Origin of the sequence: Thalassotalea sp. PLHSN55, assembly GCF_052030545.1 — a bacterium.
GTDB lineage: Bacteria > Pseudomonadota > Gammaproteobacteria > Enterobacterales > Alteromonadaceae > CANMXU01.
In genome coordinates, this window is sequence record NZ_JBPDIH010000009.1 from 1 (window position 1) to 15,360 (window position 15,360).

A 15,360-nucleotide genomic window follows, 5' to 3' on the forward strand; every position below is an offset into this window, starting at 1 on the left:
CCCGAGTGGCCAAAGGGATCAGACTGTAAATCTGACGGCTCCGCCTTCGGTGGTTCGAATCCACCTCCCTCCACCATCTTATTTTTGCAATGAATAAAATTTTTGTTTTAACTTGATAAAACGCTGGTTTTTTTCGTTTATCTTTTTGTTTTTCTTCAACTCTTTTATCAACTCTCTCGCTTTATTAAGCAATTCATCATTTTCGTCTTTTTCAAAGGCAACAAGAAGCACTTGTAATACGTTAATCTTAATTCCATTGTGATTGGGGTAAATAATTAATGCTTCTTTTAGGCTATCTAATGCTTGTTGGTACAGTTCGTTGTGATAGAAAGTAATTGCCTTTTCAACAGCTATCTGTGCTTTTTGTTTTTCGGTATTGGTCAGGTTTGTCAGGTTATCGTCTTCATGCTCAAGTAAAAACTCCTGATTGTCTTGCTTAAATTGTTCCATCTTAAACAGCAAGTTATTGGCTTTTACTTTGCGATCGAGTTTAAACAAGTTATTGGCAATATCAGCCATGCTCGATACGGGTAACTCATCAATACGTCGTTCCAAAATATTTTCTGCACGTTTTAAACATGCTTCATATTCGCCGATATTATTGACCGAATAATGCAACCTAGCATTAAATAATCCAGTTTGAATACTGACCTCTGGAGAGGTGAATTCTCTGCTGGTTTGACTAAGTACTTTAAAAACGCGATTGTTCAAAGCCTTGGTTTGTTGCAAAGGCAACTCTACTGAATATTCTAAACTCGCATCGGCTAACGAAAATGCAATTGCAGGTTCTTTATGCATCGTATTTTGGGCCAAATCGTTCGTCTGAAAATACGCATTAGTCGCTTGTTGATAATTGGTATTGGTATAGCAAATATGGGCGTATTTATTCATACGTGTATAGCTACGTGGCGATATTTCAATGGCTTTGGCTAAAGTCGCTTCAGCAGCGAGCAAATCGTTTTCTAACTGATGAGTTGTTGCGAGCCAATCATAAGCTGACAAATAGTAAGGATGGTTTTTAATAATGGTTTCAAAATACTTTTTAGCATCAGTATAATTTTTTTTATGCAGTGCTATTTTTCCTAAACCTATGTCTGCCCATTGGCAGTTTGGCGTTTTAGAAAAATTCATATAAATTTGGTTTGCTTGGTCAAACTGCTTTAATTGAAAATATTGTCGAGAAATTATTCCCGCACATTCAAGAGCGTAAGGGCTGTTGTCGTCGATTTTTTGTTGGCATAAATAAATCACTTTTTTGTGTTCATTGTTATCTAGTGCTTTATAGATAAACTGCATCGCCTTAATCTTTTTGAAAGAGCGGTCAATGCGAGTGGTTAAGTCTTTTAGGGTATACGGCTTAGCTAAATATTCATTGGGCTTGTGCTCTAATGCCGCTAACACCATTTCTTGTGATAGTTCCGCGGTGATCATAATTACGATACAGTGGCGTGATATGAGCTTTTTGAGGCGTAATTCTTCTAAAAGTTGCTGGCCGTTTTTTTTCCCTTGGCCTAAATCATAACCGAGTAAAATACAGTCATAATCAAAACTTTCACACAAAGATAAGATTTCATTTATTCGACTACTTTCGTCTACTCGAGCACAGCCTAAATTTTGAATGAAGTTCTTTAATGTTGCGCTAGATTGCTTAACAGAATCAACAATTAAAAATTTTGTATTGGTAAAATCAATTTGTGACATAAGACCTTTGGATGAGAGTACTGCACCAATAATGTTTTTAGACGAATTCATCTGAATAGTCTAGTCTATTTGACTAAATAAAGTACTAAGTATTTTGCTTTTGGGTTTAGGTTGAGCGCATAAATTGCACTTATATGCTTGATACTGTATGCTGCACCGCCGCTGAATTTCAGCCAATTTTTCACATCTAACTAGAGATCCATATATGAGTTTTAATACCTTAGGTTTATCTGCTCCAATTCTTGATGCAATTAATGAGCAAGGGTATAGCGAACCATCTCCAATTCAAGCTCAGGCGATCCCTGCAGTGCTTGCCGGAAAAGATGTGATGGCAGCAGCGCAAACAGGCACAGGTAAAACCGCAGGTTTTACTTTACCTATTTTAGAGCGTCTATCTGGTGGCAATAAAGTTAAAGCTAATCAAGTAAGGTGTTTAATTTTAACGCCAACACGTGAATTAGCCGCGCAAATATCAACAAGTGTCGAAAACTACGGCAAAAAGTTACCTTTAAATTCGACCGTGGTCTTTGGCGGTGTGAAAATTAACCCGCAAATGATGCGTTTACGCCAAGGGGTAGATATTTTGGTGGCAACGCCTGGTCGCTTATTAGACTTATACAATCAAAACGCGTTGAACTTTAAACAATTGGAAATACTTGTACTTGATGAAGCTGACCGTATGCTAGATATGGGGTTTTTAAGAGATATTAAAAAGATCTTAGCTTTGCTTCCTAAGCAGCGTCAAAACCTACTCTTTTCCGCAACTTTTTCTGATGACATTCGTCAACTGGCTCGTGGTTTAGTTCATCAACCGGTCGAAATCTCAGTTAGTCCTAAAAATTCAACCGCAGACACAGTTGAACAGTGGGTTTATCCGGTAGATAAAAAGAAAAAACCAGTATTATTGACGCAGTTAATTAACGAAAATAATTGGCAACAAGTGCTCGTGTTTATGAAAACAAAACATGGCGCAAATAAATTAACTCGTATACTTGAAGCGGCTGACATTAACGCTGCTGCTATTCATGGTAATAAAAGCCAAGGTGCTCGAACAAAAGCGCTAGCGGGCTTTAAAGACGGCCGAATTAATGTTCTTGTTGCAACAGATATTGCTGCCCGTGGTATCGACATCGATCAATTACCGCAAGTGGTTAACTATGAACTGCCAAATGTGCCTGAAGACTATGTGCATCGTATTGGACGTACAGGGCGTGCAGGAGCAGAAGGCAAGGCTATCTCATTAGTCTGTGCTGACGAAATTGATTTGCTGAATGATGTCCAACACCTAATTCAGAAGCATTTGCCACGTGAAATTATTGCTGGCTTTGAGCCAGTTAATCCATTACCTGAATCTCGACAACTACGCCCATTAAAAGCGAAAAAACCAAAGAAACCGAAACCGCAAAAGCAGCAACCAACCTCAGGTAAAGTTGAACATAAAGATGGACAACGTTCTGGTGAAAATGCGCGCGGCCATAAACCAACCGGTAAAAATCGACGTCATGTCGATGGTAATAAAACCAATAAAAAACCTGCGCAAAACAACAGTAATCGAAACCCTCGTCGCGCCAAACCAGCGAGCTAATCCAATATAACAGTACTAATTAACTGCGTGCTTGTTTTGCTAGTAGCTTATCTAAGTTATTAGCAAAGGCTTGACGATCGGCTTGGCTTAAAGGTGGCGCACCGCCCGTTTCAACACCACTTGAACGCAGTGTATCCATGAAATCACGCATGTTTAATCGTGCACGAATATTACTTTCAGTATAAAGCTCGCCTCGTGGATTTAACGCTAAACAGCCTTTTTCAACAAGCTCAGCGGCTAATGGAATATCGGCGGTTATCACTAAATCATTTGCCGCAGACCGTTTTACAATTTCATTGTCAGCAACATCAAATCCTGAACTTACCCGTATGAATTTAATGTGTTTTGACGGTGGTACTCGCATGGCGTGGTTTGCCACTAACGTAGTTAATGTGCCTGTACGCTCAGCGGCACGAAAAATAATTTCTTTGATCACTACCGGACATGCATCAGCATCAACCCAAATATTCATAGTCATTTTTCATTTGTTGAAGTGTTAAAACACGCATATTACACCACCATGTGCGTGTGTTGGTTATATCTATGAATAAAAATGTTTTTTACTTATGCACGTATATGGTGCAATCTTAACTTATGATGCATATTCTTATCGGTAAAATACAGCTTGATTAAAATTATGCCATAAAAATCAATATGATATTGTTTGTGCATTGTGGAATGCAACGTGCTTATAATTAAATAGATTAATAATGAAGTTTGAGAGAAGTAAAATGAATAAACCACAAAGAGATGTAACCTTACGATTTTTGGCTGAACCACAAGATGTTAACTTTGGTGGCAAAGTACACGGTGGTGCAGTAATGAAATGGATCGATTTAGCAGCTTATGCCTGTGCTGCAGGTTGGAGTGGTCGATACTGTGTTACTGCTTATGCTGGTGGTATTCGTTTTGTTGCGCCTATTCATGTCGGTAGTTTAGTGGAAGTTGAAGCTAAGGTGATTTACACAGGTAAGTCGTCGATGCATATTGCATTAGAGGTTAACGCTTGTGATCCTAAATCGTTAAACCGCCGCTTAACCACGCATTGCATTGTCATTATGGTGGCTGTTGATCAAAATGGTCAATCAGAGAGTGTGCCTCAATGGACACCCGTTACAGATAAAGACAAACAACAACACGATGCAGCAGTTAAATTGATGGAAATGCGCAAACAAATTGGCGAAGAAATGGAGATTTTTGTAGAATAGCCACTGCAAAAATCATTAGGACATCTCATGGCGAACGCCCCAGAAAATAGCAATAATATGTTAACCGCTGACGACGAGCAGCGTGCCAACTATTTTTTCAAAGAAGCAGCGGCAAGCAATAAAATTTGGTTACTTAAAGATGAGCATGGCTGTGTCATGCTTAATACCGAAGATGAAGACTGTGTACCCGTGTGGCCAAGTGAGTCTGCCGCACAAGCTTGGGCGACTGATGAATGGCAACATTGCGAGGCAGAAGCTGTATCGCTTAATAAATGGTTCAGCCGTTGGACCATGGGATTAATGGACGATGAACTGGCGTTAGTGGTTTTTCCAAGCCAGCAAGCACAAGGCTTAGTATTTTACCCAGACGAGCTTGAAAGCGCTTTAAAGAAGCAACAAAGCAAACAACGTCGCTAATGAGTACCGTTACCCAGTTTTCAGAACTTGCCCTGAGTAAACCTTTGCTTAGCGCGGTTAAATCGTTAGGTTATGACCAACCAACACCTATTCAACAACAAGCCATTCCTGCTATTTTAGCGGGTAAAGATCTTATGGCTGGTGCGCAAACCGGCACCGGTAAAACTGCGGCCTTTGCTTTGCCTTTATTGCAATTATTAAGCGAAACCTCTAATCCTGAAAACCATATTCGCGCGTTAGTCTTAACGCCTACCCGTGAATTAGCGCAGCAAGTGTATAAGAGCTTTGTTCGCTATGCCGAAAATACCGAGGTTAATATTGTTGTCGCTTATGGTGGCGTAAGTATTAATCCGCAAATTGAGGCGCTTAATAAAGGGGTTGATGTATTAGTGGCGACACCCGGCCGCTTACTTGATCATGTCATTAAAGGTTCAATCAACCTCTCGCAGCTTCAGCACTTAGTATTTGATGAAGCCGACCGCATGCTTGACCTTGGCTTTAAAGATGAAATTAACCGCATTTTAAAGCGCGTACCGATTAACAGACAAACCTTGCTGTTTTCTGCCACCTTTGACGACGCAATTTTCAAACTCAGTAAAAATTTATTAACTGAACCTGAGCTCATTGAAGTCAACGAGCGAAATACCACTGCAGCGAAAGTAGAACAATTGGTTTATTCAATTGACAAAAACCGCAAGCGTGAGTTTACCTCGCATTTAATTGGCGCTAAAAATTGGCAACAGGTCTTAGTATTTACCCGTAAAAAACAAACTGCTGATGAACTTGCCAAAGAAATGTGTAAAGACGGCTTAAAAACTGAAGCGATCCATGGCGATAAATCACAAGGGGCGCGTGAAAAAGCCTTAGCTGAATTTAAAGCGGGAAAAGTACGTGCTTTGGTCGCTACCGATGTTGCCGCACGTGGGCTTGATATTGCTGATTTAGCTGTAGTTATTAACTATGAATTGCCCTTTGTTGCTGAAGACTATATTCACCGCATTGGCCGAACCGGTCGTGCAGGCAACGATGGTTTAGCTATTTCGCTAGTCAGCCCTCAAGAAGAAGGGCTGTTAACTGCGATAGAAAAAGTGCTTGATACTCGCTTATTACAGCAATGGTTTCCAGGCTATGAACCAGATTTAGAAAAGTCGCTTGATGCCGCAAAAAAGCAGCGCCGAGGCGGCAGTAAAAAAAGAGCTAGAGCCAAAGCGCTCGGTAACGCTAAACGCAAATCACGCTAAGCAGGTTACTTTTTTAATACGCTTTTTATTTTATCAAAAAAACTGCTTTGCTGCGGTTGGTATAAATAGGTTTCAGGTACCAATAACAGCCTAAGTGAGTAGGTGCCGCCATGCCCCCATGGCCACCACAAGGCAATGATAGTTGGATGATTATCTGAAGCAGGTAATGAAAAAATAAGTTGTTCTTTATTGAGTTTGGTAAACTCACCTAGCTGAGACTTTAACTCGGGTGGCGCTTGTTTAATGGTTTTTTTATTCCATTCATGGGGAAAGCCTTTGCGCAGTGCTACCAAGGTTTTATCTTTTTTATCGCGAGCGAATTCACTGAGCATTACTGAAAACCTTGCTTCCCAACGCCAACTTAGTTCATGTCCCAAAAGTGGTGTGAACACTGCGGTAATTTCTTCAACTTGTTGCTTAGTAAACGACATTGCCTTTCCCTGTAAACTTATTAGCTTTTGTCTCTATTAATAAGTTAACTTACTCTTTAATCTGAATTTGTATGAATTGTTAATATTATCTCTACAAATAAATAAAAATAAAACCAAGAACATACATTTTATTAACATATAATTTTTATCTGAATGAATTACACCACAAGTAAACTATTTTTATGAATCAAAATTTAACAACCTGTCCACTTTGCCAACAAGAAAATAAATGTGCTGTGTCAGCCAAAGAAGGTTGTTGGTGTATGAAAACCCCCATTCCTAAAGCGTTAATTGCACAACTACCAACTGAGCTAAAAAACAAAACCTGTATCTGTAACGCCTGCGTCGAGAAATTTAACAAAGCCCATCACGCTAAATAATCACTGCTCATTATTAGCAAATATTGTCTTTTAAATTGTAAAACAATCGAGATGAATTTACGTTTGGTTACAAAAACCGTGTGGTTGATTAGCGAGTTATAGTATTATCAGCAGATAATGTTCAGGTTAATTGTAAACAGGGATTGTTGGTGGGAAAATTAAATTCAAGCGTATTTTTACTTTTATCGCTAAGTATATTTAGCGTACAAGCGGCAAAAGAACATAAAGTTAAAAGCCTCGGCGCTATCGCGTTAAAAAATCAAATTCAAGCGGATCGTACATTAGCGGCAAAATCTTCTGCTTCTGATGCATTTGCAAGCATCGCCCATAATCTTAAAATGGTAAATCAGCTCGATAGTCGCTACCAATTTAAAGCGGCAAAAACTAGCTCATCAATTGCAAGCGATCGCCATGTTAGGTTTCAACAGTATTACCAAAATACTCCTGTTTGGGCACAGCAAACCATTGTTCATTTTGATAAAAATAATCAGATCCATAAATTAAATGGTAGTTATGTTAGTCAAATTGAAAATCACTTCTCAACAGATATTGCTGCAATAAAAGTTATTGATCAGCAGCAGGCACTTATTGATATTCAAAAACGTTTTATTGAAGCCAATCAAGAGTTTGCGATTTCAAGCCAGTTTAGCCAAGAAAAAACAGAGCAAATAATATTTCTTGATCATAACAATACCGCGCATTTAGCTTTTTATTTTCAATTTTTAGTTGAAACTAAGACGGGTGAAGTAAGCAAACCTGCTTTTATTGTAAATGCCAGCAACGGCAATATTTTAAGCAAATGGGATAGTTTAGCTCATAGTGAGGCAACAGGCCCTGGCGGCAATGAAAAAATAGGGCAATATGAATATGGTACTGACTTTGACCCGATAGACGTTAGCGAAGCTGATGGCACTTGTACCATGGAAAATGCCAATGTTAAAACCGTTAATTTAAATCATGGTACCTCGGGTGATAGTGCTTTTTCTTTTCCTTGCTATCGCAATACCGAAAAAGAAATCAACGGTGCATATTCACCATTAAACGACGCGCACTTTTTTGGTAACGCCATTTTTGCCATGTTTAACGATTGGTACTCAGTGAGTCCGTTGTCATTTCAATTAGTGATGCGAGTGCATTATAGCACCAACTATGAAAATGCATTTTGGGACGGCCGAGCGATGACTTTTGGTGATGGTGCCAGTCGCTTTCACCCGCTTGTTTCACTTGATGTGGCAGCGCATGAGGTTGCCCATGGCGTCACCGAGCAAAACTCGGGCCTTATTTACAGTGGGCAGTCAGGTGGCATTAATGAAGCTTTTTCTGATATGTCAGGTGAAGCTGCAGAATATTATTTACGTGGTAGTAATGACTGGATGAGCGGCGCCGATATTATCAAAGGCGAAGGCGCATTAAGGTACTACGAAGATCCAACACGTGATGGTCGCTCTATTGGTCATGCTGATGATTTTAGTAATGGTATGGATGTGCATTACAGCAGTGGTGTTTTTAACCGTGCATTTTATTTATTAGCAAATACAGAAGGCTGGAACACCCGAACGGCATACGATGTGATGTTTGATGCTAATAGAAACTACTGGACTCCATCGACTGACTTTGTTGATGGTGCGTGTGGTGCAATTAATGCCGCGCATGACTTAAACTATGATTTTGTTGATGTGATTAACGCTTTTGAAATTGTTGGCGTGGTGTGTGACAACTTACCGTTTATTGACGAAGATAATGACGGTATGTCTGATTACTGGGAGCAAAACTATGGCTTAGACCCTACAGACCCAAGTGATGCCGAAGGCGATTTAGATAACGATGATTTATCAAACCTTAGTGAATACCTATTAGGCAGTTACCCTAACAATACCGACAGCGATGGCGATACCTTACTCGATGGAGAAGAAGTTAATCTTTATTTAACTAGCCCTGTTAATGTTGATTCAGACAGTGACCAATTATCAGATGGTGATGAGGTTAATACTTACTTAACAGATCCAACCTTAGCTGACAGTGATAGTGATGGCATGCCCGACGGTTGGGAAGTGAGCTTTTCGTTAAATCCTTTACTGGATGACAGCCTACTTGACCCAGATAACGATCAGCGCAATAACCTGCAAGAATATAATGAAGGCACCAACCCGACTAGTGCAGAAATTGTAGATATCGAGCCAAACGATAGCATTGAACAAGCACAACATATCGAAAATGGCTTTAACTTAGGTTATTCACCTAATATTGGCGATCGCACTACCAATACCTCTGAATCGATACCACATGTCTCGATTCGTGGTGCAGGTAATGGTAGTTATAATTATTACAGCTTTACGGTAGCAAGTGCGCCGTCAAAAGCGATATTTGATATTGATGAAGCCTCGTTTGACACCTACCTTAGACTTTACAATGATGAAGGGGCGCGCATAGCCTCAAATGACGATAGCAGCACGTCTTATGGTCAAGGTGGCAGTGTTAGTGGCTTAGACTCTTTTCTTACTTATGATTTTACTGCTGCAGGCACGTATTATTTAAAAGTCTCTCGTTTTTCAGACTCGCCGATAAGTGATGGCAACAGTTATGTGCTGCACATGTCGATTGAACACATTAATGGCGATCTTGACGATGATGGCTTGCCTGACAGCTGGGAAAGTGAATACGGTCTTGATAATTCCGATCCATTAGATGCCGGTTTTGATAATGACCAAGACAGCTTAACTAACATACAAGAATATACGTTCGGCACTAACCCCATTGTTGCTGATACTGATGACGATGGCTTAACTGACGGCGAAGAAGTTAATGATCACGGCACCTCACCGTTAAATAGTGATACTGATGGCGATGGTTTAACTGATCATGAAGAGATCACGACTTATTTATCAAATCCACTTTCGATGGATAGCGATGCCGATGGACTGTCCGACGGCGATGAAGTTAACCTATACAATACCAATTTATTGTTAGCTGACAGCGATAGTGATGGCTTAGCCGATGGTTTTGAAGTTGAATTTAACTTCGACCCTAATGTTGATGCAGGTGAAGGTGATATTGATCACGACAATGATAATTTAAGCACCTTAATTGAATTTCAAATTGGCTCTAATCCTCATGTTCAAGATACTGATGCCGACACACTAACTGATGGCGACGAGTATTTAATCTACCTAACCAACCCGTTAAGCGCAGACAGCGAAAATGACGGTATGCCAGATGGTTGGGAAATTGCTTTTGGTTTAGATCCATTAGTTGATGATAGCAATGGCGATCTCGACGGTGATAGCTGGAGCAATAAAAAAGAATACCAATATCAAACCGATCCAACTAATGCAGCTGAGTTTCCAAACGTTATTGAAGCCTACGCAGTTAATGAAAATAACGAATTACATTTGTTAGAGCTGATTACGGGTGAAATCCAGTTAATTGGCACAGTATCTACGTCAGCAATTTCAGGGCTTACCTTTGTTGAAAACCACCTACTTTATGGGGTAAACCCATTAACGGATAGTTTGTATTCTATCGATACCACTACGGCTGAAGCACAATTAATTGGTGCGCTAGGCGTTGATATTAGCGAAGCCGGACTGACTTTTGATAATAACAATCGCCTGTACATGGTAACTGGTGGCAGCGATGGTCATTTATATACCTTAGACACCACAACCGGTAGTGCTGAGTTAGTGGGCGCATTTGAAGCCGACAATATTGACGCGGTTTCTTGGGACGGTGTTTCTATGTGGGCGCTTAGTTCTGATGGACAAAATAGCCTGTATAAAATAGATCGTAATTTAGCTACGTCGAGCTTTTTTGGTGAAATTGAAGGGTTAACTCTTAACAAACAAGCAGGCTTAACCACCGATATTTACGGCAACTTATGGGGAATGGACGAAGACGGCATTCTCTTTATGTTAGATAAAACAACCGCAACCATTACTGAGCAATTTCACATTGGCGTCGGATTTGAATCTATTGCGGTGGATTGGTTAATTGATAGCGATAACGATAGCTTGCCTGATTTCTGGGAAGACCAGCATGGTTTAGATAAAAACGACCAAACGGATGCGATCAATGACAACGATGAAGATTTGCTGAACAATCTAAGCGAATACCACAGTGGCTCTGATCCGCATGATGCTGACAGTGATGATGACTTATTATCTGATGGAGAAGAAGTTCATACCTACAATACCAGCCCACAAAACAGTGATACTGATAACGATGGTTTAGACGACTATCAAGAGGTGGTGACTTATCAAACGAATCCGTTAATAACGGATAGCGACAATGATGGCTTGTCCGATTATGAAGAAGTTACCCGCTACCAGACCAATGCAAACATGCTTGATACTGATGAAGATGCAATGCCTGATGGTTGGGAAGTAAGAAACCACTTAAACCCGTTAATTGATGATAGTGCGTTAGATTTTGACGGCGATGGCGTGAATAACTTAGCCGAGTTTATAGCGGGTACGCCACCGGCGTTTTTTGTGTTAGCTGAAATTGAAGACAATAACTCGATTGAGCAGGCGCAAAATATAGATACCAACTTTAATTTACATTTTTCTGAAGATATTGGCGACACTTCAACCAATACATCAGAAACCATTCCCCATGTCACTATTATTGGCAGTGGTGACAATAGCCTAGATTATTTTAGTTTTACTGTTAGCACTGTGCCTTCAACTGTAGTTTTTGACATAGACTATGGCGCAGGTGGTTCCGGCTCATTTGACAGTTATTTACAACTTTTTAATAGTGCTGGCGTTAGGTTAAGCAGTAACGATGATAGCAGTACTTCTTATGGTCAAGGTGGCAGCGCTAGTCGTTTAGACTCTTATATAACCTATACTTTCAGTGACGTTGGAACTTACTACATTGAAGTGTCGAGGTTGCCTGTTTTTCCTATTCCATTGGGTGATAATTACCAGCTACAAGTATCATTAACCGATGCTTTACTTGATTCCGACGGTGACGGTTTACCGGATCGATGGGAAAACTATTACGGTTTAAATAGCAATGATGCAAGCGATGCAAATTTAGATAGTGACGGTGATAATGTCACTAACCTAGATGAATACTTTTTGCAGATTAACCCTTTGTTAGCCGACAGCGACAATGACGGTTTGCCAGATGGTTGGGAAATTGACAATCAACTTAGTCCAAGAAGCGCGTTAGATGCTGAATTAGACCGAGATGACGATGGTCTATCTGAATTGCAAGAATACCAGCTTAATACCAATCCATTGTCACAAGATACCGATGGTGACGGGGTATTCGATAGTGAAGATACTGCACCATTAGACGATACTGCAGGTGAAAATTTGGCGCCTGTTTTTGCAGATATTGCTACATTAACATTTGAAGCCACTGGCGAATTTTCTTACCTCGAATTACCGACGCCATTGGTGACTGACAATAATGCAAATGTACCGAATGTAACACTAGCAACGCCTGGCCCTTATCAACTTGGCGAAAATCAAATAGAGTGGTTAGCCACAGATTTTGTCGGCAATGAGCAAACAGCAATGCAAACGATCATGCTTGTTGATACTACTGCACCAGAACTTAATAACATTGTTGTGCCTAATGTCAGTGGGCAAGGACTGCTGACAGATATTAGCCAAGCAGTTAGCAACAGTATTTATGCTTATGATGCGGTTGACGGTTATATTTCTCAAGCTGAAATTACTAGTGACGCCATTTTAGCTCCGGGTGCACATCAAGTTTCAATCGTGGTAAGCGATAGTAGCGGTAACCAAGCCTTTGCCGACATCGATGTATTTGTATTGCCGCAATTGCAGGTTGAACCTTACGTTACTGCTGTTGCAGGCGGAACTGCGTCAATTAAACTGAGCTTAAATAGCGCATTTGGCGATGACTATTTCACCGATTTTTATTTTGAATTAAATGGCTTAACAGGTGATAACTCATTAGGTTGGTTGAACTTTGTCGGCAATGAAACTCAATTAGAATTTATTATTCCTGAAACCGCAGTTGCAGGCGATACTTTAGCTTTTGTAATACACAACGTTATTGGCGCAAGTTTTGCCGAAAATAGAGTCAGTGTTATTGAAATTGTTGAAACGAATACCGCGCCGACTTTGCATCTTGATATTAGTCAAAACAATAATAATATCGTTGTTGCGGACCAACAAGACGGTGAAGTCACCTTTAATTTAACGGTTAGTGATCTGCATAATGACGCTGTCGCCATAGCATGGTCAGCTGATCAAGCCTTGCTTGCAGCGTCGAGTACGCCACTTGATACCCAGTCTTTTATCTTTGATCCAAGTAATGTTGCTGTTGGTAGTTATCAAGTGAGTGTGCTTGTCAGCGAAACATCGACTACTGAGCAACTTTCTTCAACTGTTAATCTGCAGTTAGAAATTGTTGATTCTAAACCGATATTAACTAATGCTGACTCGGATAACGATGGTGTAAGTGATATTAATGAAGGTTTAACCGATTCGGATAACGACGGTATTCCTGATTACTTAGACAATAATGCGGTTGCAAATCAATTACCGTTAAACGATGTGTCAACAGTTCTGCAATCAGTTGCTGGAACCCAGTTAACCTTAGGTACTATTGCGCGTTTATCTAAAGGCTTGTCAGCCGATAGTGCGGTAATTACTACTGAAGACATCGTTAATGCCGCCAATAAAGGTTTGCCAACCATAACAACTGATGACCTGCATTATGTTGCAAATAGTGCGCTGATTAATTTTGTTGTTAGCAGCGATAGCGGTGTGATGGACAGTGCCACTGTGGTTATTCCTTTAGCCGATCAGCAGTATATTGTTGAAGATGCTATTTATCGAAAATACTCACCAACTTTAGGTTGGTTTGATTTTGTGATTGATGACAACAACAGCCTTTATTCTGCGGAAAAAGATGATCGTGGTAATTGTCCTCAACCAAATTCTGAGCGTTATATCGCGGGTTTAACCGTAGGGGATCACTGTATTCAATTGATCATTGAAGATGGCGGTCCAAATGATATTGATGGGCTAAAAAATGGTCAAATAGAAGACCCCGGCATGATCACCCGATTTGTTAATCAAGTACCAAGTTTTAGCTTAGTTGAAGAACTTAGCGCAAATGAAGGTGACAGTGTTGTACTAACGGCAACTGATATTATTGATGTTGAAGATGATCAGCTAAGTTATAGCTGGCAACAATTAACTGGGCAAACCGTTGTCTTTAGCGGCGAAAACAGCCACGAGTTATCTTTTACTGCGCCAGATGTTAGTACTGTTGAGCAGCTAAGCTTTGAGTTCACTGCTGCTGATGCATACAGCAGCACGACTAGCACAATAACGATTACCATTAACCCTGTTGCCGAGGTACCAACCACGCCAACAACACCAGGTAATAATGCAACAAGCTCAGATAGTGGTGGTGGTTCATTAACGTTAAGTATGTGGTTATGGTTATTAATGCTGAGTTTAGTGCGTAATCGAAAAGCTAAAATATAACCTGAAAATAGCTTAATTAATTGATCAAGCCACCAAAATTATTTGGTGGCTTTTTTATTACTTGGCGACTCTGGTCAGTGTTCTTAGTGCTGAAGGTAGCTTATTAAACATCAGTTTAAAGTGACGACTAAAATAACTGTGATCGGTATAACCCGACTGATAGGCAATTTCTGCAATCGGCAAGTTGGTTTCAATGAGTAATTTACGTGCGTGCTCTAAACGTACTTCACGAATAAATTGTTTGGGTGTTTTGGCAAGGTGCTTTTTAAAACGGCGCTCTAAGGCGCTGACCGAAATATGCGTGATTTCAGCGAGCTTCTCGATGCTAATTTCTTGATGAAAATGTTGATGGATATAGGTTACTGGCGTATTTAATTGTTCAGCAGCAGAAAGTGTTTTAACGGTTTTTTGTAAATGTCGGGTATAACCATAAGAGCCGATAATACTTCCGTGGTCATCAAAAAGCGGTCTTTTGGTGGTTGAATACCAAGCAATTTGTCCAAAATTGTCCATATTGAGCTCTAATCGTTCAGTCACTAAATCGCCTGTCATTACTTTTTTGTCATCAACCATAAACTGATTAGCAATATGAGCAGGAAAAAAATCAAGGTCTGATTTACCAATAATTTGCTCAACAGCTTTACAATTCATGTGATTTACAAGTAATTGATTTCCGTATACAAAGTCGCAGTTTTCGTCTTTTATCCAAAATAAAATATCGGGCAAAATCTCAAGTATGTTTAGCGCTTGTCTTACGGTGAGTTGCTGCATTATTTGACAGGTCGTCATGGCTAATTCTCTTCATTTTTTATACCACAATAGCAAAGTTGAAAATAAGAGAACACCGAATTTGTTGCATAAGTGACCGATTTCATCTTACCGCTAATCAATCGGCTTTCGATACACTCAATTCAATGGT

Annotated in this window: 10 protein-coding genes; 6 read left to right on the forward strand and 4 right to left on the reverse strand. The window is 40.0% G+C overall.

The window, feature by feature from the left end:
* Nucleotides 1-78: 78 nt before the first annotated feature.
* Complete coding sequence (locus ACRRSQ_RS16535) at nt 79-1,752, reverse strand: response regulator (protein ID WP_440876880.1); 1,674 nt, start codon at nt 1,750-1,752, stop codon at nt 79-81.
* Nucleotides 1,753-1,906: 154 nt separating this feature from the next.
* Here ACRRSQ_RS16535 and ACRRSQ_RS16540 point away from each other — a divergent pair, with 154 nt between their 5' ends.
* Complete coding sequence (locus tag ACRRSQ_RS16540) at nt 1,907-3,286, forward strand: DEAD/DEAH box helicase (protein ID WP_440876881.1); 1,380 nt, start codon at nt 1,907-1,909, stop codon at nt 3,284-3,286.
* A gap of 19 nt (nt 3,287-3,305) precedes the next feature.
* On the opposite strand, the gene ACRRSQ_RS16545 is transcribed toward ACRRSQ_RS16540, so the two are convergent.
* A complete protein-coding gene (locus tag ACRRSQ_RS16545; protein ID WP_440876882.1) occupies nt 3,306-3,758 on the reverse strand; it encodes a YaiI/YqxD family protein in 453 nt (150 codons plus the stop codon).
* A 259-nt stretch (nt 3,759-4,017) separates the two neighbouring features.
* Between ACRRSQ_RS16545 and ACRRSQ_RS16550 the strand changes: the two genes are divergently transcribed.
* The 3 genes from ACRRSQ_RS16550 to ACRRSQ_RS16560 are packed head-to-tail and all read left to right on the forward strand — an operon-like array spanning nt 4,018 to nt 6,152.
* The gene (locus ACRRSQ_RS16550; protein WP_440876883.1) at nt 4,018-4,494 is read left to right on the forward strand and encodes an acyl-CoA thioesterase; all 477 of its coding nucleotides are present in this window, start codon (nt 4,018-4,020) and stop codon (nt 4,492-4,494) included.
* A 27-nt stretch (nt 4,495-4,521) separates the two neighbouring features.
* Nucleotides 4,522-4,911, forward strand: a complete 390-nt coding sequence (locus tag ACRRSQ_RS16555; protein ID WP_440876884.1) for a DUF2750 domain-containing protein — start codon at nt 4,522-4,524, stop codon at nt 4,909-4,911.
* Complete coding sequence (locus tag ACRRSQ_RS16560; RefSeq protein ID WP_440876885.1) at nt 4,911-6,152, forward strand: DEAD/DEAH box helicase; 1,242 nt, start codon at nt 4,911-4,913, stop codon at nt 6,150-6,152. Before ACRRSQ_RS16555 ends, ACRRSQ_RS16560 begins: the two co-directional genes overlap by 1 nt.
* Nucleotides 6,153-6,157: 5 nt before the next feature.
* On the opposite strand, the gene ACRRSQ_RS16565 is transcribed toward ACRRSQ_RS16560, so the two are convergent.
* Nucleotides 6,158-6,583, reverse strand: coding sequence for a hypothetical protein (locus ACRRSQ_RS16565; protein WP_440876886.1), 426 nt, complete (start codon nt 6,581-6,583; stop codon nt 6,158-6,160).
* A gap of 182 nt (nt 6,584-6,765) precedes the next feature.
* Here ACRRSQ_RS16565 and ACRRSQ_RS16570 point away from each other — a divergent pair, with 182 nt between their 5' ends.
* A complete protein-coding gene (locus ACRRSQ_RS16570) occupies nt 6,766-6,963 on the forward strand; it encodes a cysteine-rich CWC family protein (protein WP_440876887.1) in 198 nt (65 codons plus the stop codon).
* 149 nt (nt 6,964-7,112) lie between these two features.
* Nucleotides 7,113-14,441: a M4 family metallopeptidase gene (locus ACRRSQ_RS16575; RefSeq protein WP_440876888.1), complete on the forward strand. Its 7,329-nt coding sequence runs from the start codon at nt 7,113-7,115 to the stop codon at nt 14,439-14,441.
* Between the two features lie 57 nt (nt 14,442-14,498).
* Here ACRRSQ_RS16575 and ACRRSQ_RS16580 read toward each other — a convergent pair whose 3' ends face one another.
* On the reverse strand, nt 14,499-15,230 hold the full coding sequence (locus tag ACRRSQ_RS16580; RefSeq protein WP_440876889.1) for a helix-turn-helix domain-containing protein: 732 nt from the start codon (nt 15,228-15,230) through the stop codon (nt 14,499-14,501).
* Nucleotides 15,231-15,360 lie beyond the last annotated feature (130 nt).

Excerpts from the sequence above, each read along its gene's own strand:
- ACRRSQ_RS16560 (WP_440876885.1), top strand. The coding sequence starts at position 4,911 with ATGAGTACCGTTACCCAGTTTTCAGAACTTGCCCTGAGTAAACCTTTG.
- ACRRSQ_RS16565 (WP_440876886.1), bottom strand. The coding sequence starts at position 6,583 with ATGTCGTTTACTAAGCAACAAGTTGAAGAAATTACCGCAGTGTTCACA.
- ACRRSQ_RS16580 (WP_440876889.1), bottom strand. The coding sequence starts at position 15,230 with ATGACGACCTGTCAAATAATGCAGCAACTCACCGTAAGACAAGCGCTA.
- ACRRSQ_RS16540 (WP_440876881.1), top strand. The coding sequence starts at position 1,907 with ATGAGTTTTAATACCTTAGGTTTATCTGCTCCAATTCTTGATGCAATT.
- ACRRSQ_RS16545 (WP_440876882.1), bottom strand. The coding sequence starts at position 3,758 with ATGAATATTTGGGTTGATGCTGATGCATGTCCGGTAGTGATCAAAGAA.
- ACRRSQ_RS16535 (WP_440876880.1), bottom strand. The coding sequence starts at position 1,752 with ATGAATTCGTCTAAAAACATTATTGGTGCAGTACTCTCATCCAAAGGT.
- ACRRSQ_RS16555 (WP_440876884.1), top strand. The coding sequence starts at position 4,522 with ATGGCGAACGCCCCAGAAAATAGCAATAATATGTTAACCGCTGACGAC.
- ACRRSQ_RS16570 (WP_440876887.1), top strand. The coding sequence starts at position 6,766 with ATGAATCAAAATTTAACAACCTGTCCACTTTGCCAACAAGAAAATAAA.
- ACRRSQ_RS16550 (WP_440876883.1), top strand. The coding sequence starts at position 4,018 with ATGAATAAACCACAAAGAGATGTAACCTTACGATTTTTGGCTGAACCA.